At 47.5% G+C, this 24,311-nt stretch carries 22 protein-coding genes, 1 other RNA gene and 1 pseudogene; 11 read left to right on the top strand and 13 right to left on the bottom strand.

From position 1 onward, the window contains the following. Positions 1-146 precede the first annotated feature (146 nt). The 3 genes from D0Y50_RS03385 to D0Y50_RS03375 all read left to right on the top strand — a co-directional run bounded on the left by D0Y50_RS03385 (position 147) and on the right by D0Y50_RS03375 (position 4,635). Positions 147-698, top strand: coding sequence for an RNA polymerase sigma factor (locus D0Y50_RS03385; protein ID WP_117315498.1), 552 nt, complete (start codon positions 147-149; stop codon positions 696-698). Then, positions 691-1,740, top strand: coding sequence for a FecR family protein (locus D0Y50_RS03380; RefSeq protein ID WP_108568108.1), 1,050 nt, complete (start codon positions 691-693; stop codon positions 1,738-1,740). Before D0Y50_RS03385 ends, D0Y50_RS03380 begins: the two co-directional genes overlap by 8 nt. A 1,005-nt stretch (positions 1,741-2,745) precedes the next feature. Then, complete coding sequence (locus D0Y50_RS03375) at positions 2,746-4,635, top strand: putative bifunctional diguanylate cyclase/phosphodiesterase (RefSeq protein WP_117315495.1); 1,890 nt, start codon at positions 2,746-2,748, stop codon at positions 4,633-4,635. A gap of 825 nt (positions 4,636-5,460) precedes the next feature. Here D0Y50_RS03375 and rnpB read toward each other — a convergent pair. From rnpB to zapE, 5 genes are all read right to left on the bottom strand, one after another. Next, positions 5,461-5,815: RNase P RNA component class A (gene rnpB, locus D0Y50_RS03370), an RNA gene on the bottom strand. Between the two features lie 363 nt (positions 5,816-6,178). Next, positions 6,179-6,484 carry a hypothetical protein gene (locus D0Y50_RS03365; protein ID WP_108565392.1) on the bottom strand — a complete coding sequence of 102 codons (306 nt, stop codon included), beginning with the start codon at positions 6,482-6,484 and terminating at the stop codon, positions 6,179-6,181. 389 nt (positions 6,485-6,873) lie between these two features. After that, positions 6,874-7,614: a DUF998 domain-containing protein gene (locus tag D0Y50_RS03360; RefSeq protein WP_117315493.1), complete on the bottom strand. Its 741-nt coding sequence runs from the start codon at positions 7,612-7,614 to the stop codon at positions 6,874-6,876. Between the two features lie 222 nt (positions 7,615-7,836). After that, positions 7,837-8,559 carry a YebC/PmpR family DNA-binding transcriptional regulator gene (locus D0Y50_RS03355; protein ID WP_108565394.1) on the bottom strand — a complete coding sequence of 241 codons (723 nt, stop codon included), beginning with the start codon at positions 8,557-8,559 and terminating at the stop codon, positions 7,837-7,839. 101 nt (positions 8,560-8,660) lie between these two features. Further along, the gene (zapE, locus tag D0Y50_RS03350; protein ID WP_117315491.1) at positions 8,661-9,764 is read right to left on the bottom strand and encodes a cell division protein ZapE; all 1,104 of its coding nucleotides are present in this window, start codon (positions 9,762-9,764) and stop codon (positions 8,661-8,663) included. Between the two features lie 380 nt (positions 9,765-10,144). Here zapE and D0Y50_RS03345 point away from each other — a divergent pair, with 380 nt between their 5' ends. The 3 genes from D0Y50_RS03345 (at position 10,145) to D0Y50_RS03335 (ending at position 13,350) form a co-directional block, all read left to right on the top strand. Beyond that, a complete protein-coding gene (locus D0Y50_RS03345) occupies positions 10,145-10,585 on the top strand; it encodes a ZapG family protein (protein ID WP_108565396.1) in 441 nt (146 codons plus the stop codon). Between the two features lie 75 nt (positions 10,586-10,660). Then, positions 10,661-12,025, top strand: a complete 1,365-nt coding sequence (locus D0Y50_RS03340) for a DegQ family serine endoprotease (RefSeq protein ID WP_108565397.1) — start codon at positions 10,661-10,663, stop codon at positions 12,023-12,025. Positions 12,026-12,279: 254 nt separating this feature from the next. Beyond that, positions 12,280-13,350, top strand: coding sequence for a trypsin-like peptidase domain-containing protein (locus D0Y50_RS03335; RefSeq protein WP_408640676.1), 1,071 nt, complete (start codon positions 12,280-12,282; stop codon positions 13,348-13,350). 504 nt (positions 13,351-13,854) lie between these two features. Here the strand turns inward: D0Y50_RS03335 and D0Y50_RS03330 are convergent. Then, positions 13,855-14,088 (bottom strand): hypothetical protein, encoded by a 234-nt coding sequence (locus D0Y50_RS03330; RefSeq protein WP_108565398.1) that lies wholly within the window; start codon positions 14,086-14,088, stop codon positions 13,855-13,857. Between the two features lie 447 nt (positions 14,089-14,535). On the opposite strand from D0Y50_RS03330, the gene D0Y50_RS03325 reads away from it, so the two are divergent. From D0Y50_RS03325 to D0Y50_RS03310, 4 genes and pseudogenes are all read left to right on the top strand, one after another. After that, positions 14,536-15,381 carry a MipA/OmpV family protein gene (locus D0Y50_RS03325; protein ID WP_170145440.1) on the top strand — a complete coding sequence of 282 codons (846 nt, stop codon included), beginning with the start codon at positions 14,536-14,538 and terminating at the stop codon, positions 15,379-15,381. A 36-nt stretch (positions 15,382-15,417) separates the two neighbouring features. Next, a complete protein-coding gene (locus D0Y50_RS03320) occupies positions 15,418-15,768 on the top strand; it encodes a DUF3019 domain-containing protein (protein WP_117315486.1) in 351 nt (116 codons plus the stop codon). Next, positions 15,765-16,469 (top strand): response regulator, encoded by a 705-nt coding sequence (locus tag D0Y50_RS03315; RefSeq protein WP_232366443.1) that lies wholly within the window; start codon positions 15,765-15,767, stop codon positions 16,467-16,469. The genes D0Y50_RS03320 and D0Y50_RS03315 overlap by 4 nt, the downstream gene beginning before the upstream one ends. Continuing rightward, positions 16,469-17,712, top strand: a pseudogene (locus tag D0Y50_RS03310) (ATP-binding protein). Before D0Y50_RS03315 ends, D0Y50_RS03310 begins: the two are co-directional and overlap by 1 nt. Positions 17,713-17,746: 34 nt before the next feature. Here D0Y50_RS03310 and murA read toward each other — a convergent pair. The 7 genes from murA to D0Y50_RS03275 form a co-directional block, all read right to left on the bottom strand. Next, a complete protein-coding gene (murA, locus tag D0Y50_RS03305; protein ID WP_108565403.1) occupies positions 17,747-19,006 on the bottom strand; it encodes a UDP-N-acetylglucosamine 1-carboxyvinyltransferase in 1,260 nt (419 codons plus the stop codon). 14 nt (positions 19,007-19,020) lie between these two features. Further along, the gene (locus D0Y50_RS03300; RefSeq protein ID WP_108565404.1) at positions 19,021-19,278 is read right to left on the bottom strand and encodes a BolA family protein; all 258 of its coding nucleotides are present in this window, start codon (positions 19,276-19,278) and stop codon (positions 19,021-19,023) included. A 33-nt stretch (positions 19,279-19,311) separates the two neighbouring features. Further along, a complete protein-coding gene (locus D0Y50_RS03295) occupies positions 19,312-19,620 on the bottom strand; it encodes an STAS domain-containing protein (protein WP_117315481.1) in 309 nt (102 codons plus the stop codon). Then, complete coding sequence (locus D0Y50_RS03290) at positions 19,617-20,243, bottom strand: MlaC/ttg2D family ABC transporter substrate-binding protein (RefSeq protein WP_108565813.1); 627 nt, start codon at positions 20,241-20,243, stop codon at positions 19,617-19,619. The genes D0Y50_RS03295 and D0Y50_RS03290 overlap by 4 nt, the downstream gene beginning before the upstream one ends. Positions 20,244-20,322: 79 nt before the next feature. Continuing rightward, positions 20,323-20,796, bottom strand: coding sequence for an outer membrane lipid asymmetry maintenance protein MlaD (gene mlaD, locus D0Y50_RS03285; RefSeq protein WP_108565406.1), 474 nt, complete (start codon positions 20,794-20,796; stop codon positions 20,323-20,325). 9 nt (positions 20,797-20,805) lie between these two features. After that, the gene (gene mlaE / locus D0Y50_RS03280; protein ID WP_108565407.1) at positions 20,806-21,582 is read right to left on the bottom strand and encodes a lipid asymmetry maintenance ABC transporter permease subunit MlaE; all 777 of its coding nucleotides are present in this window, start codon (positions 21,580-21,582) and stop codon (positions 20,806-20,808) included. Continuing rightward, positions 21,579-22,379: an ATP-binding cassette domain-containing protein gene (locus tag D0Y50_RS03275; protein WP_108565408.1), complete on the bottom strand. Its 801-nt coding sequence runs from the start codon at positions 22,377-22,379 to the stop codon at positions 21,579-21,581. The genes mlaE and D0Y50_RS03275 overlap by 4 nt, the downstream gene beginning before the upstream one ends. 968 nt (positions 22,380-23,347) lie before the next feature. Between D0Y50_RS03275 and D0Y50_RS03265 the strand changes: the two genes are divergently transcribed. Next, positions 23,348-24,304, top strand: a complete 957-nt coding sequence (locus tag D0Y50_RS03265) for a calcium/sodium antiporter (protein ID WP_117315476.1) — start codon at positions 23,348-23,350, stop codon at positions 24,302-24,304. Positions 24,305-24,311 lie beyond the last annotated feature (7 nt).

Below are 24,311 nucleotides of genomic sequence, written 5' to 3'. Positions count from 1 at the left end.
ACTGTAGTGCTTACTATAATGTGCCTAAAACTGGAGTAAAGTATCAAACACATTTAATTAACAAACAATGCTACACTCAGCAAATACCCGAATACGGGTTTTTCGCTGCTCGCTCGTCTAGGTAAAGGAACAACAAGAATAATATTATGCCGGTGAATAAAACAATACACGATGCCTTTATGGCCACCCGCTCAGGGATTGCGCGGATGTTGTCCAGGCTTGTGCCGCCTAAAGAGGTGGATGATATTTTGCAGGATACTTACGTACGTTTGTGTCAGGCAAAGTCTACCGACCATATTCGCGAGCCCCGATCTTTTATGTATCGGACGGCCCGTAATCTGGCTTATGACCACTTGAAACGGGCCGAAGTCAGATTGGTGGATAGTGATGCAGACACCGAAGCATATCAGATAAGCCAGTTACAATACGACAGCGACGAACCCAGGCAGCAGTCGGCCAGCCAGGAAGAATTCGGCCATTTTTGCGATGCCGTTAAAGCCCTTCCAATGCAATGTCGACGCGCCTTTGTATTGAAAAAAGTCTATGGCTATTCCATTAAGGAAATTGCCACAGAGCTAGCAATAAGTGAAAAAACCGTGGAAAAACATATTGCACAGGGCATCAAGCGCTGCACCTTGTACATGCGCAAAGTAGGCGCCACCACCGATAGCGCTGAAAACCGGGGGCACCATGGATGATAAATCGCGCCAAAAGGTTATTCAGCTAAATGAATATGAGCACCTGTTAGATACTGCCAGTGTTTGGCTGGTACGTATGGATGAAGGTCTTGATAGCACTCAGAAAATACAGTTGAAGCAATGGCTTGAACAACCCAGGCACCGTGCAGTGTTGCTGGAGATGGCAGCCCTGTGGGATAAGATGGATGCACTTAGCCAACTGGCTGAATTGTTTCCTGCCAGCCCCGGTAAACCACAACGTACGCGCCAACTAGCACCCTGGGCGGCCGCGGCGGCGGTGATAGTAGTGCTGCTAGCTGGCTTTGGCGGCTTTGAGTGGCTAACGCCCGACCGCCCCGCGGTATTGCAGGTGAACAAGCTTGGTGTTTTCACCACGCCGGTAGGCCAGTTTCGCGAAGTCACCTTACCCGACGGTAGCCGGTTATGGCTTAATACAGACTCTGCCGTAGATGTTACCTATACAGCGAATCAGCGCGTATTGCAGTTACACCGCGGCGAGCTGCATATTGAGGTGGCCAAAGATGCCAGCCGTCCGCTTAGCGTATTAGCTAATGGCCAGCAGATACAAGCAGTAGGTACCGCTTTTAGCGTTCAGCTTTCTGCATCTGAGGTGAATTTGCTGGTCACCGAAGGCCGGGTAAGAGTGGCTAACAGCCAGGTAAATACCGAGCAGCTGTTACACCGCAGTGATGTACAATTACCTGCCACCGCGGCTGCAGTGAGTATGGGCGACAACACTCGCCTGACCGCCGCCGGCCTTGAACAGCCTATACGGATAACCCCCGCCGAATTGGAAGCGCGGCTAGCCTGGCGTACCGGCAAACTAATTTTCAGGGGCGAACTGTTAAAGGATGTATTAGCGCAGGTAAGCCGCTATACCACCTGGCAATTTCAGATACCAAATGAAGATCTCGCCCGTCAGCGGGTAGCCGGTTTATTTTACACGCAGGATGTACCGACCATGCTCGATGCACTGGCCACTAACTTCGCGCTGAAATTTGATTATCAGGAAGGCAATACGGTAGTAGTCAGCCGCAGCTAGCGGCTGACTGTGTTAGGCCGATGCAATGTTCCGACAGGCTAGCGTTAATAACCCAAAGACTGCATAAATTTCAGTACTCGCACGTTTCATGAAAACTTAGCACCTGCCAATTTTCTTTATGTTTATTCAATTAAACGCGCAGATGCTGTTGCCCGACGATTTCAATTACTGATATTCAAAAAGTACTTCTTAGCATGTTAAAATATCCTATGGTATAGCAACTGTCAGACTAGCTTACCGTTACTCTGCTTCTGACAAATCTATAACCCGCTACCATCAATACCCTATATATTCATCAACCACTATAGTTGAGACGCTAAACGTTTAGCCCTTAATCCATATAGAATGTAAGCTTTTTACCCAGTGTGATTTGTAATTTCACTCCAGGATCATACAAAAAATAAGAATATGCTAATTTAAAATTTAACAGGATAAAGTTAAGGAAAGTGAGTTAGCTTGAATCTAATTTTCATGTAAATCCACCAGAAATCAATTTTCCCAGTGATTCACATTAATACAACGCTAATTCGATATTATCTACACATTGAAAATTAACTACAGAATATGATATCCAGAATCATTTATAAGTAGAATGTCATTTAAGCTCACTTCAACTTAAACTCATCCCGCCCTATTACTATCTTAATCATAGCTCAACAGATTCGGCGCAAAGAGAATCGATATCCTACAGACATATTCCATTTTAAAGAATATGAAAGTGTTGGGCACATAATAATATAAAAATCCAGAAAGCGTATACATCCTTACTCCTATGTATAATTTTTAAAGGAGAACTTAGGGAGATGTAACCTTACTAAAAACGCATATGCTTCTTAGAAGATTAAATTTAATAATTACGAGACTGGATAAAAAACTGTTTGTTGTATAGATTATATATGGTGTCTATTCTGAGCACACATAGTGTGAAAGAAACATTCAATTAACAATAATAAATCCGTACAGTAGTTTTAGCTTAATATCTTCATTAAAAGAATTCTAGTTCGTATGACTTACACCCGAGAAACCACAGCTGGCCAACAAGAAATGCTTGCCGTACGACATCGTCGGCGTTATAGACTCTGTCAAGTTTTAACCATACTAGGCGTTGTGTTCCTAGGAGCTTTTGGTGGGTTAAGCTTAGTTAATGGAGCCTATTTTCTTGGCAGCATATTAATGCTTAACGCCTTGGTCGGCTTGGTGAATCTTTATATTCTAAAGCGCACGGGTAACGTCGAGTATGCCGCTAGGATCCTCAGTGGTATTCTTTTTATCTTGTCTATGAGCTTATTAATAACAGGTGGCAAGAGTAATACCGGAATGCTCTGGATTTACCCCATCGTGGCTATCAACCTTTTTATTAATCGATTTTGGCCTGCCGTGTTCATGTTCGGTATTTTCAGCGTGGCCAGTATAGCGCTGTTATTTACCCCTTTGGCAAGCTTGTTGATGACTAGCTACTCATTTATTGAAGCAATTCGTTTTATGCTAACTATGCTGGCCTTAAACGCTATATGTCTAGCCGCTCTTCGCTCGGAGGAACAGGCCTACCAAACGATTATGCAACTTCATGATGATGATATCCGTAAATTAGCTTATTACGATACGCTGACCGGCTTACCCAATCGATGGAGTTTCAAAACTAATTTGAAGCGAATACTAACGCGAGCTAAAAAAGATAAACAACGTATCGGTTTGTTGTATATCGATTTGGATAATTTTAAACAGGTTAACGACCAACATGGCCATGAAGTTGGCGACCGACTGCTACTTAAGTTTAGTGAGCGGCTGTGGGAAGCAATTCGGCCTACCGATCAGTTATTAAAACCACAGCCTGAGAGTTTAGCTAGGCTGGCCGGTGATGAATTTGTTGTGTTGTTACCCAACATTAAAGAGCCGCTTGATGCCAGTATCGTGGCCACCCGTATTTTAGAGATTTTCGATGGGGGGTTTAAAGTTGATGATGTAACACATATGGTCTACGCAAGTATCGGGATTGCGGTGTACCCCGATGATGCCACCGAACCTTCCGACTTACTTCACCAAGCTGATGTAGCAATGTATGACGCCAAGCATAACGGACGTAATGGTTTTAGGTTTTTTACTCAGAATATTGCCGAAACGCTGCGCCAGCGTCAACTGATTGAAAAAGGTCTGAGGCTAGCATTGAGTGAACATCACTTTTTTCTGGTTTACATGCCTATATTTGACTGTAAAGATAATACTATCGCGGCTGTGGAAGTGCTGCTTCGCTGTGAAAGCCCCGAATTACAAGGAATTGGGCCTGACCAATTTATCCCTGTAGCAGAAGCAAGCGGTCTAATTAAGGATATAGATCTGTGGGTTATCAATAACGCTTTACAAGCTTTATTAATCTTACAAACTGAACATAAATTTAAGGGTAAGTTTTGCATCAACATTTCGGGCGTTGAGCTTCACAATGAAGCGTTTCCTGCCAAAGTAAAGCACTTACTAAGTTATTATAACATCGCCCCCGAAAGCGTAGAACTAGAGGTTACTGAAACCGCATTTGTAGCCGGTGATGTAACCTGTGTGGAAACCTTGAAAGCGTTAAATAAGCTTGGTATCTCTTTAGCACTAGATGATTTCGGTACTGGCTTTACTGCGTTTAGCCAATTAATACATTACCCTGCTGACTGCCTAAAAATTGACCGCTCATTTGTCAACGACCTTTTTTCAGAGCGTGAGGCACGTAACAAGATGGTTATGGTCATTCAAAATTTAGCTAAACTCTACGGGCTCCGCGTCATCGCTGAAGGTGTAGAAAACGAAGCCCAACTGGCCTATTTGAAAGAAAACGGTTGTGATTGGGCACAAGGTTACTATTTATCGCGCCCTCTTTCTTGGGAAGATTTACTCGTGTTATTGAACAGTTAGATAAACGTTGACCAGCGACGGCTTCCGCGTAAAACGATTACTTTAAACGCCCTGAATGCTATATACGAGAGCCGCTTTACCTCACCCGGGGTAAGTATTTCGATGAGTTATTCACCATAATAACTCGCTTACTTTGCTGCGTTAAAGACTCTTATTGCTATACTATGTTGGGACGGGTTTAGAGGCGCCATCACAATATTATCAACAACCCTATGGTCTGTATCACGCTATTGCTTTCAACAAAGATTAACCTCATCAGCAGCTTTCCCTTCCATTTCTGGCGCAAGTAACTTGCTGTCTTTAGATACAATTAGATTACGTCTTCTGGCCCCTGATACACGAGACGTTTACTCGCCAAGTTATCCTAAAGGTATTGCGCTTGTTAGCAATAATCCTTTTTAGTGTCTTAAATTTCCAGCAATATTATGCTCAAGATACCAGAAGAACCTTTACAGTTGTACTAAATCAACATCAACAGCTATATAAGGATACTCAGGATTGAAATATCTATTTTAATCGCTCATTCAGAGAATAGAGTGTTGCGTATAATTATTGATTTAATATCTGAAAATACGCTGAGTTTCCGGGTTGAAATGGGATACGGTTATCGCCGCGATAAGGCGCGGTAATTGGTCGAAGGGTCAATCCTAGAATAGTAAAGGCAGCGCTGAGTAGCTCATAAAACCTTTCAGACCGTTTAACTACAACAATGGTGAGGACTGCTTTTTACAGAAATTATGTGAGCGATTATTCTTACGGTTTATATGCAATAATCTATGCGGTTTTTCTTAAGTTAACCGCTTGAGATTCAAGCGGTTAACAGAAAAAAAGAGTCGGCCGATAAGCCGGGTTCTGTCTGAGGCAATCATTCCTCTAGGCCAGCAATCGCTCACTGGCTCAAGCAACCTACCCGATCCCCATGTGGGCCACACGTAATGGGATCCTATTTGGTCTTGCTCCGGGTGGAGTTTACCGTGCCACGAACTGTTGCCAGCCGCGCGGTGCGCTCTTACCGCACCCTTTCACCCTTACCGGCACTTGCGTGCTTAGGCGGTATACTCTCTGCTGCACTTGTCGTCGGCTCGCGCCGCCCAGACGTTATCTGGCACCCTGCCCTATGGAGCCCGGACTTTCCTCCCCTTTCTAATAAATAGAAAGCGGCGATTGCCTGGCCAACTCCGGGGCGCATTCTACCCTAGGCCAGCACGATTTACGATAGCTGCCAGACAATAAAATGCGGGTTAACGCCCGCTTTGTTATCGCGACATAAATCGTTCGTATTAAACACCTTGTATTAATCAGTTTTTATACTGATTAAAGTTCATTAACTTTCGAAGGTCATTGAAACAAAGCCCCATGACTTGGCATGCGCCAATTAAACAAGATATGGGCGTGGCGCGCCCGAATTAGGGCACTTCAGCTGCGGCGGCCGATAGTGATAGGCGTAGCGCCGTGGAGGTCAGTTGCAGGCTGGGCTAACATTGCCGGATCGCTTTATAATGGCGGTATCCATGTGTTTAAACTAGGCGTTGATTTATAAAGATTAATACTTCATTGCAAGCATTACCGCTACCGCGGTAATAGCCAGGCCTAAGGCTACATTCACTTTTTTGAAGCGCTTGAACTGCACGATTTGCTTATCTTGCAGGGTAGAAAAATAGCCGGTCTCCAGGGATTTGCTCAAGTTGGCGTTGGAAACTGACGAGACGGGGGTGCCAAGGGAATTCTCAGCCAGGGAATGCCATTCATCCGGGTACGTCTTAGCAAGATACTTACCCAGCCGCTTAAACATCCACACCTGGGCTATTAAAAGTACTAACATCAGCGCTATAACCAGAATAATTCCCATAAAAAGGGCTCTTTAAGGCAAATTGTTTATTAATAGTAATGCTAATTATCATGGGCGAAGATAATTAGCGCAACTTTAACGTAAATAGCGCAAATTGGTGACCATCGTTATCGCCGGTATCCACAACCATACTATGTAATACCCAGTACGCTCTATATTTCCTTTGTAAGGCCAGTAAAGGTTAGCCTGAAGGTTAAGTCTTTTAAAGCACTTGTTCTAAAAAGCTCATTCTAAAGAGCTGATCTTCATTCAATTAGGCTTGGCTTGCTATTGCGTGGGCGAGGTGGTGAGCCGCTACACGCAACGGTGCCGGAATAAACAGATAGGAACGTCTAGGGCGATGCGCCACATGGGTCTTGCGTATCCTTTGTGCTCAATAACTTGGTAACCTACGATGCAGCTGAAATTTTTTCAGTCGTATTCCGACGTAAGCAATTTCCCCAGAAAATAAACCATAGAAAGAGGGTGAATTCGACTATACGCTGACTCACCCCTGCGTAGCCGGTATCTGGGTTGATAGTGACTAATGCTATCCCAATGAGTACTGTTACGCCAAAACCTACTCGCTTGAACGCCTTCAGCCTGGTCCACGAAACGCAGCCGAGGGTGAGACAAAGTGTGGCAATAATGCCGCAAATATAGCCTATGGAAGCGGATGTTATGTGTATTGTGTGGGCCCGTGAGGGGATCTCAGGTTGGCACATTGCATCGCAGGGGAAAAACGCCGCCACCGCGAGAGTAATGGCATAGACCGAATAAAAAAGCAGGGCAAGACGGTTTAACCTGGTATGCGGTATGTGCACATAGCAAATAGCAAAGTAAGCAAGTAATAGTATTTGCGTGGGAAGGAAGCCGAGATAATTAACATAGCCAGCATAGGGTGCGCCAGTGGCGCCTAATACACTGATAAATTGTTGTACATGACTATAACCAGGATAAAAATAGCCTGCCAACACAAGGGTGCTGCTAAACCAGAGCAAACTTATCGTTGGCAACAATACCAGTAGCCATTTTACCCTCAATAGTGCCATTCTGGTTACCTTTGCGTTGTTTTTTGCAGCCTCCACCGTACCGCTGAGGCTGGTACCGTTTATCTTTCTTTCTACCTGTTTTTCTGTCTTCGTTACCACTAGCTAGCTATAACAAGTTTTACTTTTTATAGCTAGCAATGCGCTACATTCTCTGTTTTTATTTTTTTCAGCAGGGTTATTTTCTGCCAGCCACTGCACCTTCTGCAGCGCCACCGGTTGCAGCCACCGGCTCAATACGCCAGACTTAACTCCTTATCGCGCGGCCGGCACAAAAAAGCCCTCTGAAAAGAGGGCTCAACTGGAAACAGGAAAGGCGACGGTTTATTCAGGCACTACCGCGTTGTGGTAAATATCCTGCACATCATCGCAGTCATTTAACATGTCCATGAATTTTTCAAACATGGGCTGGTCTTCTTCGCTGATATCCGTTTCGGTTTGCGGAATAAAGGTAATTTCTTCGGTATCCAGCGTCAGGTCGCTATATGCTGCACTTAACGCTGTTTTGACATTGTTAAATTCGGTATGTGGGGCGTAGACGGTAATTTTCCCTTCTTCACATTCCACCTCTGTAACATCCACGTCTGCTTCCATTAATATTTCCAGCACGGCGTCTTCATCGTCACCAGCAAACTGAAAAACTGCCTGATGGTCAAACATATGCGATACAGCGCCGGGACCACCAATTTTGGCGCCGGTTTTGGTGAAGCAATTACGCACATCGGTGATGGTTCGGTTTGCATTGTCGGTAAGGCAATCCACAATAACCATACAGTTACCCGGGCCAAAACCTTCATAACGGGCCGGTTCATAGTTTTCGCCGGTGCCGCCAGCGGCTTTATCTATGGCCTTATCAATAACATGGCTTGGAACTTGATCTTTTTTCGCTTTATCAATTAACCGGCGTAGTGACAGGTTAGTTTCAGGATCCACCCCACCATTTTTCGCTGTAACGTAAATCTCTTTACCGTATTTTGAAAATACTTTTGTTTTTGCGCCTGCCGTTTTGGCCATGGCTGCTTTTCTTACTTCGAATGCTCTACCCATTGGTTTTTCTCTTATATTACCAAGACTGCGCGTTACGCTTACGGCAACGTTCGCTTCTTTTTAGTGAAGTTTACCCACAAAGCGCCCTGCTGAACAGGGCTTTAGGGTAAGTGCTCGGTTGCTAAATAATCATGCGACTGCATTTCTTTTAGCCGACTCAGGCAACGCTTAAACTCAAATGACAGCCGGCCTTCACTGTACAATTCATCCATTGGCACGGCCGCTGACATAATCAGCTTAACATGTCGCTCGTAAAATTCGTCAACCATGGCGATAAACCGTCGCGCGGTGTCGTCGTTGTTTTGCCCCATGGGTTTAACGTTGGCTACCAGTACAGAATGATAGCATCGACTCAACTCGATATAATCGCTATGGCTACGCGGCCCTTCGCAAATTTCCTTAAACTCGATCATCACCACGCCATCGGCGTTGTAACAGGTTTTTAATTTACGGTTATTCACTTCAATCATTTCACCTTCAGTGCCCTTTTCAGGCGCCAATTGGGCGAAATAAGTGTGCAGGTTCTCGTAAGCTTCTTCATCTAACGGGTGATGGTACAGTTCGGCCTGTTCAAGGGTGCGCAACCGGTAATCTACTCCGCTATCGACACTCATTACCTCGGTATAACGTTTAATCAGTTCAATGGCCGGTACAAACCTGGCGCGTTGTAAACCGTTTTTGTACAGATTGTCCGGCTCGATGTTAGAGGTGGCGACAAGGGTAATCCCATGCCCAAACAATTCCTGCATCAGCGTCCCCAGGATCATCGCATCGGTGATATCCGATACATAGAACTCATCAAAACAAATAATCCGGGTTTCTTTGGCTAACTTATCAGCAATTTTTTTTAGCGGATCCGATTCCTGTTTCAGCTGTTTGAGCTCATCATGTATACGGTGCATAAAACGATGAAAATGCACCCGCATTTTTTTGTCGATTGGCAGACAGTCGTAAAACGTATCAACTAAATACGTTTTACCGCGTCCCACCCCGCCATAAAAATACAAACCGGTAACCGGTGTGACCGTATCGTCATCTTTAAACCAGCTACTGATTTTGGCGCCCAGCCCTTGTTTGCCTGCCGGTTTGTCTTCGAGCAACTCATCATATAACCGCTGGAGTGCCTTAACGGCGTTTTCCTGAGCGGAATCATGAAGAAAATCAGGCGCTTTCAGGTCGTCCTGATACTTTTCCCATGGTGTCATCTTTACCTGATACTCCTGAACTTGTAGGGTCGTTGTTACACTTTTTAGGCCACTACTTCCACGGGCGGCTTGAAAAAGCCCGCAGATGGACATAATTTTCGAAATGAAAGGGTAGGTAGTAGCGGCAACGAGTGTCTATATGTGGGCATACTTCCAGCACCTATCATACCTTATTCGATAACCGCTTAAAAAGTTCACAACACGGGTATTTTTTATGCTCTGGCTACGCGCTTTAGTAATCCAGTTACGTCAGGCTCGTTTTACCGGGTGCAAATGAGTACACAAAGCATCGATGAACTTGGTATAGTCGGCAGTAGTATTAAGTAATACCTCACGATACATTCGGTATCAGATGGTTGATTGTATTTTCGGAGATTTAAATGGATGTGTTAATTCCTCTTGCCTTATTAGTAGTGGGCTTGATCATCGGCTTTTTCAGTGCCCGTTATGTGTACACGAAAGAAGGTGGCAGTAAAGCGACCAAACAGGCCGAACAGAATGTGAAAGAGATTATGGCCCAACAGGCTGAGCATCATTTTCATCAGACTCGCCAAACCGTGGAGGCTATTGAAAGCCAGTGTCAGACATTGCGTAAGCAGGTTGAAGAATATGAAGCATTATTGAAGCAGGGAACGGAGGATGATTCTGTGCCATTTTATGGTGAACAGGCATCAACCTATTTGCGCAATAATATTAAAGGTCGGGAAAAAGCCTCAATTCAGACCGTTTCGGGTACCCAGCCAAAAGACTTTGCCAGTGCCAGTTCTGGTTTGTTTGTCGGCTCGCCTGGTCAATCTGTCGCACAAAAGGATGAAAAGTAGAACTTTTTGCACTTTTTTTGTGTCTGTGTTGGGGAATTAAACATTTCGCAATAAACCTGAGGAGTGTTAGCGAACATGAAAAAGTCTTTTCGTCAGGCTGCTGTAGCCTCTGTCGTCATTGCCAGCGTGTGGGGTATGACTGCCCCGGTTCAGGCTGGGTTACCGTTTTTTAGTGATAGTAAACAGGAAATGCCCTCGCTGGCGCCCATGCTTGAAGAAGCTACGCCGGCGGTGGTGAGTATAGCCGTTGAAGGTACTCAAACGGCACGCCGTGAAGTCCCTGAAATGTTTAGATACTTTTTTGGTGGCCCTCAGGAACAAGTGCAGGAAAGGCCATTTAAAGGGCTGGGTTCGGGCGTTATTATTGATGCCAAAAAAGGCTATGTGGTTACCAATAATCACGTGGTTGAAAATGCTGATGAAATTACCGTTAAACTTAAAGACGGACGAGAGTTGAAAGCCAAAAAGCTCGGCGCTGACGATCAAAGCGATATTGCGCTTCTCAAAATAGATCCGGATAACTTAACCGCGCTGGCGATTGCTGACTCTGATGAAATTCGTGTGGGTGATTACGCTATCGCTATCGGCAACCCTTTTGGCTTATCTCAAACTGTTACCTCCGGCATTGTTAGTGCGCTGGGGCGTTCAGGGCTCAATATTGGCGGGTATGAAGATTTTATCCAAACTGATGCCGCCATCAACAGAGGTAACTCCGGTGGCGCGTTGGTCAACCTACGCGGCGAACTTATTGGTATTAACACCGCTATTTTCGGGCCTAACGGGGGCAACGTAGGTATTGGTTTCGCTATTCCCAGTAATATGATGAAAAGCCTGGTAGATCAAATTGCCGAGTTCGGTGAAGTACGCCGTGGTCTGCTGGGGATTTTGGGTAGCGATGTGGACGCTGGGCTGGCCGAAGCCATGGAGTCGCAAGTAAATAAAGGTGCATTTGTCAGTGAAGTGCAGCCTGAGACAGCAGCAGAAAAGGCCGGCTTACAAGCGGGTGATATCATCACCGCTGTTAATGGCCGCAAAATTACCAGTTTCCGCGAACTGGCCGCCCGTATCTCCAGTATGGGGGCCGGCGCTGAAGTCGAACTGACTATTCTGCGTAAAGGCGATACTGAAAAACTCAGCGTGGTGTTAGACGATGCCACCGCCTCTAAAATTACGGCGTCACAAATCCACCCAGCCCTGGAGGGTGCAGAGCTGACTAACGGTGAAGACGCGGCAGGCAATGCCGGGGTTGAGGTCGCCGAACTGGAGCGCGGAAGCGCAGCAGCGCGTATTGGTTTACAGCCTGAGGACGTTATTGTGGGGGTTAACCGGACCCGTACTACCACTATCTCGGAATTCAGAGGCGCGTTGGAAGAAGCCCAGGGGGTGATAGCCCTGAATGTTAAACGCGGCAGCTCAACCCTATACCTGGTGATACGCTAGGCTTTTAAGCGCTTTTTCGCTATACGTATTTAATCTCTATTTAAAGCCACTCCATGCAGTGGCTTTTCTTTTATATTGGCCTTGAGTAGCGTGAACCTCTCTATACCATCGTCAATAAATACAAAGATTTACCCTATGACAGACATCGGCGGGGAGATTGTTTTGGTAATCTTTTTCATCAATGTTATTCTTTGCGATAACATTAAATTCTGCCTCCCTCCCCTTTTTGGAGGCGCTAAAAATAAGAACTCACTGTGGCAGGCAGGCAATTTTTTTCGTTTGTAGTTAAATCGGTAGTGCTGGGTATCTTTGTAGCCGGCTTAATGCTGTTTTTGGTGCCCAATCTGCGTAATGGTGAAGGGTTTACTCTCCCCTGGCTGGGCGAGCAGTCCGGTACTGCTATGCGCAAAACCTACCGGGATGCGATTAGTCGGTCAGCCCCTGCCGTGGTCAATATCTACAGCGTCAGCATTGAGAACGATGTGGGAGTTTATCGCAGCCGCCCGCGGGAGCGTACCAGTCTGGGCTCCGGCGTTATTATGACCGAGTCCGGCTATATTCTGACCTGTAATCATGTGGTACAAAATGCCGATAGTATTGTAGTAGCAGTACAAGATGGTCAAATTTTAGAAGCCCAAATTGTGGGTACTGATCAATACACTGATTTAGCCGTGTTGAAGGTAAAAGGTGAAAACCTGCATCAGATACCCCAGCCCGAACGCCACGATGTAGAAGTAGGCGACATGGTAATGGCCATTGGTAACCCATTCGATCTGGGGCAAACCGTAACACACGGTATGGTGAGCCGCGCAGGGCGCAATGGCTTATCCAATTTTGTTGACTTCATCCAAACAGATGCGGTATTAAACCAGGGAAATTCCGGTGGCGCGCTAGTCGATTCAAATGGCAACCTGGTGGGTATCACCAACGCTAATTTTCAGGTGCGCGACTCGCGCAACGGGGTACGTAACGTAGACGGTATCAATTTTGCCGTGCCCTACGAACTTGCTCGCCGGGTAATGGATGAAATTATCACCAGCGGTAAAGTGGTCCGTGGTCAGTTAGGCTTTATTGGGGGTGAAATACGTGGCCGCCCAGGCGTTATTGTTACCGCCGTGGCTAAACAAAGCCCGGCTGAAGAAGCAGGTTTACGGCCTAACGACATTATAATGGCAATCAATGGGGTGGCGCTGGAAAGTGCCTCTAAAACATTGGATATGATTGCAGAAACCAAGCCTGGCACGACCCTCGACCTGGAAATTAGCCGTAACGGTGAAAGGCTCGATATCTCCGTTACCGTCGCCGAGCTGGGTGGTTCCTCATAGGCTACAAATCTGATGTTTCCCTAAAACCTAAACTACAGGTTATGTAAATAGATGCTTCACGCTGGTACCCCCCGCCCCCTATCGTCCACTACCCAATTGCTTTAGTTTTTTTGCCCGAAGGCCATCTATCCCTGCGTCTGGCATACCTTCAGCTCTTGTCGCTCGTGCCGTAATCAACAAACTCGTCAGGCCTGCATGCATTCGCCAACTAAGCGTAAAAAAATTAGGCGGCCGTTATTTATCGCCCATTTTTTAACCGGTGCGGAGCCAGCATAGATAAAGCCGGGGCCCCATACAACACTTCAATACGTGGGCAAAAACGCTGGGACAATAAAACCGCGAGATACACGAGTAGCGATAGCTTTGATAGGAGTAAAGCCGAAGCACCGCGCAGGGGAATTAAAGTCTATATTGAGGGTTATTGTTAGCACCACACATAGTTTGCCTCTGTGATGATAAAACAGATCACATGTGGTTAAAAAGGAGTATAAAGAAGAATAACAATCAGGTGTTGTTGGCGTTGCGACGGATACGTTTAGGGGCTGGTTCCATTTTATCGCGCTGGGCTGTTTTCATACCTTCGTCATTATTGTTGTCGGCCATAGCATACGGCGGCTCGCCAATAAACAACATGGTAGATACCATCATTGCAAACAAAACGGTAGGAATAGAATGGCGTAATGCCAAATATGGACGTAACTGACGACTAACGTAATTCAAACCAACTTTTCCCTGCATACGTTTGTTTCAACCTCTATCATTCTTATCTGCTCAACAACCATTGCCGATATTTATCCACCGGCTTCCTGCCAGGGTCGGAGTCAACATGCATGTGACCGACAGTCTTGCCGACACTCTGGTTGAAGATTATCGAAAGTATACTTTATTTTTTTGCAGATGCACCCTTTGAATCAAAAATGTAGATACTTTGCTTAATTTACCGCCGATCTACACTCTATCCTCACCACCCATAAACATTCTCGTAACATTTGTTCTGGTTCAGCATAATTAGCTCACAGTGCTGACCAATTTCTGTCGCTGAACTTGTTAATAATCAAGTCTATCGAATTTGCCCGCGAAACGATGGCATAAAAATGTGACGATTTGTTACTTGTGAGATTGCTAAGCCGGTTTATTTGGTAAACTGCAGAGTATGATTCACAAAAACCTATAAGATGTAGACACTTGTACCGATTCACTTGGTTGTTTTTGGCTGTAGCGGCGTGCTATGTGGGCGCCGCTGAAGATAGCGCAAGTTATTCTCAGCCGACACCCGCCACGGCCTGGCAATTGGGTATAGCCGCCGGACATGGGCAGGTAAGTTCACCTGTGAGGGGGGCTGCTAACCGTTCGTTGTGGCTGATTGCCGATGTCGCATGGTACGGCAGCACATTTTATCTCGATAACACCGAAGCAGGCGGGTTTATTTGGGATAGTGCTGATAAGCGTGGCTCGGCACAAGCCTATGTAACGTATAACCGTGAAGCTCAGCTATTTGATAACCACGCCATTAGTGACATAACGGTACCCTTTTTACCGTTTAATAGTGCCGCCCGGCCTGCGTCAACGCCCGATGTGCAAGCGCAGCAGTTGGCCTCGCGCCATTATGCAGTGCACGCGGGGGCCCGTCTGGTTTACGAATATGCAGCCTCACGCGTCAGTTTCAGTATTGAGCGGGATATTAGTGGCACGCATGATGGCTACCTGGCTACAGCGGGATATCAAATGCAATTACCGGTACCTTACTGGCAGGTCAGCGCCACAGCCATGGTGAGCTGGTATAGTCAGCATTTCAATCAATATTATTACGGTATCGATAACCGAGATAACGTTTCGCCGCAATATCATTACCGGCCCGCAGGCGGCTTTCGTCCTGCGCTGGACATTACCGCTACGCATGCTTTATCGCCCGCCTGGGGCGTGGTGGTTTTTGCTCGCTATACGGCACTTTCGGATACGGTGACTGACAGCCCTGTAGTGGATAAAAATGGCATATTCAGCGCCTACGCGGGCCTTAGCTATCACTTTTAGCGGAGCAACAGATTGCAGCGACTTGGGGTAATAGTAATGCTGGGTTGGTTGCCGTATACCAGTGCAGCGGCGGCGCTGCACTGGTCCGTGGCACCGCAGATATGTGTTGCCGATACGACTCACAGCACCTGTAACATGACTATCACCATTGAGTATCATAGTAACCCGCCGGCCGCTATACCGGCATGTGTGCTGATTAACGGCAAACAGCGCCAATGCTGGGCCCGATTGCCCGCTCGCGTTACCTTGGATGTAGCGCTCGAAGCGGCTGGTCGTCTCACTGTAAGCACCCCGGATGGCCGGGAACTTATCAGAAAGGTGCTGCAAATAAAAGCGCGGCGTGACACACACCGCCCCCGGGTTCGCAGTCCATGGAGATTATTTTGAAGCCACGTATTGTATTGGTAGAAGACGATGATCGCTTGCGTACACTGGTAACTGACTTTTTGCAGGAGGCTCATTATGATGTGACGAGCCTGGAAGAAGGTAGTGACCTGGTACCCCTGGTCAGCCAGCACCCGCCCGAGCTGATCATTCTGGATATCATGCTACCGGGGCTTGATGGCTTCGGGCTATGTCGTCAGCTTCGACAATTTTACCGGGGCCCGCTACTGTTTATGACGGCGCGCGGAGACGATTTGGACCACGTTATGGGGCTGGAGATAGGTGCCGATGATTATATTACCAAACCGGTTGAGCCGCGCGTGCTATTGGCCCGGGTACAAGCGCTGCTTAGGCGGGTTGGCAGCCCGCCTACTCTAGCTCACGATAGCCCCGCTCGGTTACAGTTTGGTAGCCTGGTCATCGATAAGCCCGCCCGCTCAGTGAAACTGGCGAATAGCCCGATTAAACTGACCAGCCATGAATTTGATATGCTGTGGTTATTGGCCTGTCATGCTGGCGACGTGGTTGACCGCAATACTATTTATGAACGCATTATCGGCCGCGAGTATGATGGGTTAGACCGTTCTGCCGATGTGCGGATTTCACGGTTACGTAAAAAACTAGAAGATGATCCTGGCAATCCCTTTCGCATAAAAACTATCTGGGGAAAGGGCTTCTTTTTTGTGGCCGAGGCCTGGGACTGATGGCAAGGCTCTTTGCCAGCTTATATCTATGGATAGCCGTTGCGCTGATTGCCAGTACCGCGTTACTGGATGCACTGTTTTTTAATGCCCAGCCGCCGGGGCCGGGTATCGACGCTACCCGCATAGCGCTACAGCATGCTAAGCCCGATGCTGCCTTGTTAAATGATTTACGCCATTCCGGAATACCCGCCCGATTTATTCCAACTGATTTAATTGCCTGGCCGGCCCAGTCCAGAACCGCACTGGCGCAAGGCCAGGTGGTGACCTTGTACGACGATACCCATACGTTATTATACCGACAGACTGAATCCGGTACCCTGATTGAGCTAGCGCTGGCGCATCGCCTCACCTCAAGCGGGTCCTGGTGGCTTTACAGTGGCTCTTTCTTTGCCTTGTTGGGTGTATGGATTGCCCTTTGGTTAAGGCCCCTTTGGCGCGATTTGCATCTGGTACAGCAGGCGGTGGAACAGGCCGAGCACAATGGTACGATAGCCCCGGTAGTTTTACCGGCCCGCTCCCGCCTCAGTGGTATTGCGCAAGCCTTGACCCGGTTAAGTACCCAGGTAAACGAGTTGCTGCTGCAACATAAAGAGATGACCGGAGCGGTAGCTCACGAACTTCGCACACCTTTAGCCCGCCTCAAATTTGCCTTAGCGGCGTCTGCTGGCGGCCCTTCTACGCAGTGGCAGGCAATGTCAGATGATGTAGAAGAGCTGGACCGGATGGTTCAGGAAATGCTGGATTATCTGCGTACCGAGGGTAGCCCGCCAGAGCTGAATATTTCGGTATTACCACTGGCCGCCATCAGCCGGCAGCTGGTGCAAAAATTGGCGGTACGAAATGAACGTCAATTAACCGTCTCAGTGGTTGCCAGTGAAGCTGCTATTCTGGGCGATGCTTATTATATTGAACGCGCAATTGAAAACCTGTTGATCAATGCTTATCGGCATGCTCGTTCGCGGGTCCTAATTGACATAGAAATAGGTGGCGCTTACGTCAGTTTACGGGTGCATGATGACGGCGAAGGGGTAGATGTGGCCAACCGGGATAAAGTCTTTGCGGCGTTTTATCGACCAGATACGCATCGGTCGCGGGTCAGAGGGGGGCAGGATTAGGACTGGCCATTGTGAAACGCATTCAACAATGGCACCAGGGAAGCTGTTTTGTTACCGACAGCGAGCGATTAAGCGGGGCGCAGTTTGTGCTGCGCTACCCGCATAATAGTGCAATTAACGGAAGCTAAATATCCGCCAAGGCCCCATAACGTAAGTTAGCGGCTATTCTTTTTCCCGTGAGATAATCGCACCCAGCCCGCTCAGCTTAGCTTCGATAGACTCATACCCGCGATCCAAATGATAGATGCGCGTTACATGGGTTTCACCTTCTGCAATCAGCCCGGCAATAACCAAGCTGGCCGATGCTCGCAGGTCTGTAGCCATAACCGGGGCGCCTTTCAATCGCGAACTGCCTTTGGAGACGGCGGAATTAGCTTCCAATGCAATTTCAGCCCCCATTCGTTGCAATTCAGGCACATGCATAAAACGATTTTCGAAAATAGTTTCGGTGATCACGCCCGTCCCCTGGGCAATACAGTTCATGGTGACAAACTGAGCCTGCATATCTGTAGGGAACGCGGGGTGGGGGGCCGTTTTTACCTGCACAGCGTTTGGCTTACGGCCTTCCATATCCAACTCTATCCAGTCATCCCCACAGGTGATTTTGGCCCCCGCCTGCTGAAGCTTATTCAATACCGCATCCAATGTATCGGGGGCAGCATCCAGGCAGCGAATTTTGCCCCCAGAGACAGCAGCAGCAACTAAAAATGTGCCGGTTTCAATGCGATCAGGTAATACCCGGTAATCACAACCCGTAAGTTCAGGTACACCCTGAATATGAATATTGTCGGTACCCGCGCCGGTTACTGTGGCCCCCATTTGGTTCAAACAGTTGGCTAAATCGACAATTTCCGGCTCGCGGGCAGCATTTTCCAGGATGGTCTCGCCCTCAGCCAATGCCGCCGCCATCATCAAATTTTCCGTGGCCCCGACACTTACCATATCCATGAATATACGAGCCCCTTGCAGGCGACCCTCGACGTGAGCGCGTATATAGCCTTCATCAACTTCTATTTTGGCACCCATCTGCTCCAGGCCAGCCAAATGCAAATTGACAGGGCGGGCGCCGATTGCACAGCCGCCAGGTAACGATACGTTTGCTTTACCATGGCGGGCCAATAAAGGCCCTAATACCAAGATCGACGCACGCATGGTTTTCACTAACTCATATGAGGCGGTGACGCTACTTAAGGCATCGGCAGTCAGACGTACTTCGTTTTGCTCGCGGGAAACTTTCACCCCAAGTTCCGCTAACAAGGCCGTGGTGGTATTGATATCTCGTAACGCAGGGACATTGGTGTACCGGCATGGCTTATCAGTAAGCAGCGCCGTCATCAGCAAAGGTAAAGCCGCATTTTTAGCCCCGGAGATACGCACATCACCGCGCAACGGGGGAGATTTTTTAATGACTAATTTATCCACTTAAAGGGCCTGATTTATTGCGGAATATGGAACTGACGCTCGCGCTGCCAGTCTGCTTCACTGAAGGTTTTAATTGAAATAGCATGCATACTGCCATCGGCAATTTTGTCAGATAACGGGCCATAAATAGCCTGCTGACGCTTAACCCGGCTCAATTGGGCAATTTCATCGCTCACTGCGATAATCGAATAATGTGAACCGTCACCCTTCACGTGTACTTCTGTCAGGTTAAGGGCATCTTTTAAGATCGCTTCAATCTCAGCTACATCCATAAATTTCGTTGCTCTTATTTGTTAACGTTGTGGCTATTCTACAGGCAAAAGGCCATCGACGTCGCTGATTTTAGCCAGTTTGAGTAGTTTATGCGGCACTTCGGTCAGGCGCACCTTTATCTGGTGTTGGCGGGCATCCCGTATAGCATTGATTAACCATGCCAGTCCGGCGCTGTCCACCCGCTCAACGTCGGCTAAATCAAACGTACATTGGCCGCTATCCTGCAATTGTTGTTGTTGCTTGGATGACAGTATTGACCACCAGTTATCGCTAAGCGTTTCACGGTCAAGATGACCGTGCACACTTATTACCGAGTCGCTACTGACCTGAAACAGACTCACGCGTTGTCCTTTTTCTGTTCCATTTCTTTTTTCAGCTCAAGCGGGTTTTCAATTTTTTCTTCCATCAGCGCAATCACTTTATCAATACCTTGCTGGCGGATGATCGACTCAAATTCGCTACGCTTGCTATCCAACATGCTGATGCCTTCAGCGACCATATCGAAGGCTTTCCACTCGTTGGTTTTGTTATTTTTACGTACTTTAAACGCAACTTTAATCTCAGGACGGGTCGGATCTTTAATAATGGCGCGTACCACGACATAAGTTTTGTCATCGACATCCGTCGCCGGCTCAAAAATCACTTCCTGATTGTCATAATAGCTCATTGCGACAGCGTAAGTGGTAATCAGGTATTCACGGAACACCTTAACAAACTCAGATAACTTTTCCCGTGGCACTGACGTAGCATGTTTGCCCAATACCTTAAAGGCGGCAAACTGATAGTCAGTGTGGGGAAGCAGCTCTTCTTTCATAATTTTACGCAGTTCTTCAGGGTCATTTTTTATAGAAGACTGGTCGCTTTTAATCCGGCTAAACGTTTGGTTCGCCACTTGTTTAATCATGGCATACGGATTTTCTTCGTTAACTTCCTGGGCCTGGGTAACGCTGGCAGTCAGCAGCATCGCCACGCCAAATAGTGCAGATAATTTTTTCACGGATATCTCCTAAGATGTCAAATTCGGTAACGTCACGGCAGTACGGTTAGTCTTCGTCTTTGCCACGACTAAATAAAAACTGTCCAATCAGGTCTTCTAGTACCAATGCTGATTTGGTGTCCTGCAGATAATCACCATCCTGCAAATTAGCGATACCATCAAACGAGAAGCCGGGCTGAAAGCCAACATACTGTTCGCCCAGCAAACCAGAGGTCAAAATAGACACTGAACTGGTTTCCGGAAATTCGCTGTACTTGCTGATAATGCTAAGCTCTACCACCGGGGTATAATCTTTTTTATCCAGCGTAATGGAAGTAACCCGACCTACAGTGACCCCGCCTACTTTCACCGCCGAGCGCTCTTTTAGCCCGCCGATATTGTCAAATTTTGCGTACAGCGTGTAGGTATCACCTTTCGTAGACATTGTCTGATTTGCCACATTCAGGGCCAGCATCAGCAAAGCACCTATCGACAATAAGACGAAAACCCCAACCATGAGTTCCGCTTTATATTTGTTCATTTTGTTCCCCTACTCAATTCCGAACATCAGGGCGGTTAAAATGAAATCCAACCCCAGTACCGCTAATGATGAAAAGACCACGGTTTGAGTGGTCGCTTTGCTGATTCCCTCTGAGGTGGGTGTGGAATCATACCCCTTAAATATGGCAATCCAGGTTACAACTAAGGCAAATACCAGGCTTTTTATAATGCCGTTACCGACGTCATTACCCCATTCTACCGACGACTGCATCAGCGACCAGTAGCTGCCCGCATCAACACCCAACCAGTCGACGCCAACCACGTGGCCGCCCAAAATACCTACCGCACTAAATATTGCAGCCAGCAATGGCATAGAGATAAGCCCGGCCCAAAAGCGCGGTGCGACTACCCGGCGTAACGGATCTACTGCCATCATTTCTAAGCTAGATAATTGCTCTGTGGCTTTCATCAAGCCTATTTCCGCAGTTAGTGCAGAACCTGCCCGGCCCGCAAACAACAGGGCGGTCACCACCGGCCCCAGTTCCCGTAACAGCGACAGCGCAACCATCGGCCCCAGGCTGCCTTCCGCGCCATAGTCGACCAGGATAGTATATCCTTGCAGTGCCATTACCATGCCGATAAACAGGCCTGACACTACAATAATCAGTAAAGACTGTACCCCGACCACATAAATTTGCTGAATAGTCAGAGGGACATTTTTAAGCTTTGGCAACGCAAAGATGGCGCCAATCAGCATTAGTCCGGCCCGGCCTATTGCCGCGACTTTCGCGATACTATTAGCGCCTAATGCCTGAATCGGATTCATTTCACGTCTCCAAATAAGGCGTCTTCGAGTTTGTCAGACGGGTAATGAAATGGTACCGGCCCATCTGCCTCACCTTTTAAAAACTGCTGAACCAACGGCGACTCACTGTTACGTATTTCATCAGCGGTGCCCTGCCCTATAACCTTTTGGTCAGCCAAAATATAAATATAATCGGCAATGGTCAGCACTTCAGTAACATCATGGGTGACCACAATACTGGTTACATCAAGCGCATCATTGAGCTGGCGAATCAGCTTAACCAATACCCCCATGGAAATCGGATCCTGTCCGGCGAAGGGCTCGTCGTACATAATCAGGTCCGGATCCAAAGCAATAGCCCTGGCCAATGCAGCCCGGCGCGCCATCCCGCCAGATAATTCACTGGGCATAAGTTTGGCTGCTCCGCGTAAGCCGACAGCTTGCAGTTTCAACGCCACAATAGTGTCAATCACGTCAGGCGCCAGGCGGGTATGCTCTTTTAGCGGAAACGCCACGTTATCGTGAACATTCATATCGGTGAACAACGCCCCGCTTTGAAACAGCATGCTCATACGCCGCCGGGTTTCGTATAATTTGCTGCGATTCATGGCCACTATCGATTTGCCATCAAACCGAATATCCCCCTGATCTGGGGTCAATTGCCCGCCAATTAAGCGCAGCAATGTGGTTTTACCAATACCACTGGGGCCCATTACTGCGGTGATTTTGCCTTTTGGAACGTTAAGCGAAATATCGTTGTAGATAACTCGCCCACCGCGCCTGAAGGTCATTTTGTCTATATCGACTAAATTATCCATACCAGAATTTGTGGGTCCTTACCGGTTGCCCGCTATCTCGGCCGGCCGTTGAGCCTGGTGAAGATGCTGCAATTAAAAAGTTTACTGACCAGTGTAGTTTGTGCATTGTACGCTTTTTTCCCACCCCATCCAAAAAGAAATAGTTACAAGTTATGTTCGAAAAAGCCGAATCATGTTTGGTCACTATGATGGTGAAGCAGCCAGTACTCACCGCCGTATTCTTACCCTGATCACTCGCTATGATGTCACACTGCCCAGCGCAGTTGTTTATACTAAACCTACGCTCTATGACCCATCCCCTTTAAACTATGTTCCGTCACGGGGGCTAAGTCACTTATATCCCGTCATTTGCCCAGTCGCTCATGTTTAGACGCTTATGTCTTGCCGCTTATGTCTTGCCGCTTATGCACAATAACCTATTGCCGGTAGGCTGGGGCACACACGCCATCGCCTTGAACCATCTGTTGTGAATGATGGGGGTAAATTCATACGTTCATATTTATACGTTCATAATTATACGTTCTATGAGCAATGACCGCGCCAGCTTGAGGTTTATTGCAAAAGATGGACTATTTGTCATTTTTAGCGTGCGCCGATTATGCCACAAAGTTCCCCGGCTTGTTCACTACAAAGCCGCCGTGAATATTCATATAATTCAATTATATCAACTGCCTGCCACTGCGCGGGCGCCACTTAACAGCGGGACAGGTTGACGTCTGGCAACTGCGCTGAATCGCCGGCATGGCCAACCATCTACAATATATCTGGCTATAGCTACTCCCCCGCATGACCCCAGGTTAACTTCTGCATCGAGCAAAAACGGCAGGAGGCCAGGAAATACTGGTAGAAGTTTCATTAAAACCGGCTCGGCTAACTGCCCGCCAGCCCAGACTAAAGTACAATAAGCATAGGCAAAAGAGGCATATTCTGAGACAATCGCGGGAAATTCCAAACGATTAAGATTTGCCGTGCTGTTACAGGTTTTCATATTTGTGGTCGGACTTATTGTCCTGAGCTGGGGAGCGGACCGTTTTGTCTATGGCGCTTCCGCACTGGCTAAGAATATTGGTATTTCACCAATGATGATTGGTTTGACAATTGTGGCCATGGGGTCGTCAGCGCCCGAGATTGTGGTTTCCGCAATGGCATCAGTAAATGGCTCGCCGGATACCGCGGTGGGGAACGCGCTGGGCTCGAATATTACCAATATCGGTTTGGTATTAGCTATCACTGCCCTGGTGAAACCACTTACCGTCTCCTCCACCACCCTCAAACGCGAAATGCCAGCGCTGTTGGTCATTACTATTATTGCGATGGCTTTCATGTTTAACGGCCAGCTGGCGCATATTGAAGGTCTTTTCCTGTTCGGCATGTTTATTTTTGTATTAGCCGGCATGGCGTGGTTATCGTTGCATGTAGAAAAAACTGACCCTCTGATGGCCGAAACCACAGATGAAATCCCGTCTAACGAGCATACCGGTAAGGCCGTGTTATGGATTGGCGTAGGCCTGCTGTTATTACCCTTAAGTGCCCACTACATTGTCGACTCCGCAGTATATATAGCTCGCTTCTTTGGGATTAGTGACTTGGTAATTGGCTTGACGGTGATTGCGCTGGGCACCAGTTTACCCGAATTAGCCGCCAGTATAGCCGGGGTAATGAAAGGTGAGGACGACTTAGCGCTGGGGAATATTATCGGTTCCAATATCTTTAATTTGCTGGCAGTACTGAGTATGCCGGGGCTGATTGCGCCGGGGCCGCTTGACCCGGATGTTTACCACCGTGATATGTATGTGATGTTTGGTCTTACCGCGCTGCTGTTTTTCTTTAGCTTCAGCATTATTGGTAAAAAACAGATAGGCCGCGCTGAAGGTAGTTTGCTGCTGGTGTGCTTTTTAGGCTATCAAGTATTATTGTTCTGGTGAGGCCTTC

Source organism: Salinimonas sediminis, from assembly GCF_003429285.1.
GTDB lineage: Bacteria > Pseudomonadota > Gammaproteobacteria > Enterobacterales > Alteromonadaceae > Alteromonas > Alteromonas indica.
Note: the sequence above shows the minus strand (reverse complement) of the source record. Positions and strands in the feature narration are given on the sequence as shown.

Coding starts and splice junctions, on each gene's coding strand:
- D0Y50_RS03340 (WP_108565397.1), top strand. CDS start 10,661: ATGAAAAAGTCTTTTCGTCAGGCTGCTGTAGCCTCTGTCGTCATTGCC.
- D0Y50_RS03375 (WP_117315495.1), top strand. CDS start 2,746: ATGACTTACACCCGAGAAACCACAGCTGGCCAACAAGAAATGCTTGCC.
- D0Y50_RS03365 (WP_108565392.1), bottom strand. CDS start 6,484: ATGGGAATTATTCTGGTTATAGCGCTGATGTTAGTACTTTTAATAGCC.
- D0Y50_RS03320 (WP_117315486.1), top strand. CDS start 15,418: ATGCTGGGTTGGTTGCCGTATACCAGTGCAGCGGCGGCGCTGCACTGG.
- zapE (WP_117315491.1), bottom strand. CDS start 9,764: ATGACACCATGGGAAAAGTATCAGGACGACCTGAAAGCGCCTGATTTT.
- D0Y50_RS03300 (WP_108565404.1), bottom strand. CDS start 19,278: ATGGATGTAGCTGAGATTGAAGCGATCTTAAAAGATGCCCTTAACCTG.
- mlaE (WP_108565407.1), bottom strand. CDS start 21,582: ATGAATCCGATTCAGGCATTAGGCGCTAATAGTATCGCGAAAGTCGCG.
- D0Y50_RS03290 (WP_108565813.1), bottom strand. CDS start 20,243: ATGCTGCTGACTGCCAGCGTTACCCAGGCCCAGGAAGTTAACGAAGAA.
- D0Y50_RS03345 (WP_108565396.1), top strand. CDS start 10,145: ATGGATGTGTTAATTCCTCTTGCCTTATTAGTAGTGGGCTTGATCATC.
- D0Y50_RS03385 (WP_117315498.1), top strand. CDS start 147: ATGCCGGTGAATAAAACAATACACGATGCCTTTATGGCCACCCGCTCA.
- mlaD (WP_108565406.1), bottom strand. CDS start 20,796: ATGAACAAATATAAAGCGGAACTCATGGTTGGGGTTTTCGTCTTATTG.
- D0Y50_RS03355 (WP_108565394.1), bottom strand. CDS start 8,559: ATGGGTAGAGCATTCGAAGTAAGAAAAGCAGCCATGGCCAAAACGGCA.
- D0Y50_RS03330 (WP_108565398.1), bottom strand. CDS start 14,088: ATGCAGGGAAAAGTTGGTTTGAATTACGTTAGTCGTCAGTTACGTCCA.
- D0Y50_RS03380 (WP_108568108.1), top strand. CDS start 691: ATGGATGATAAATCGCGCCAAAAGGTTATTCAGCTAAATGAATATGAG.
- D0Y50_RS03275 (WP_108565408.1), bottom strand. CDS start 22,379: ATGGATAATTTAGTCGATATAGACAAAATGACCTTCAGGCGCGGTGGG.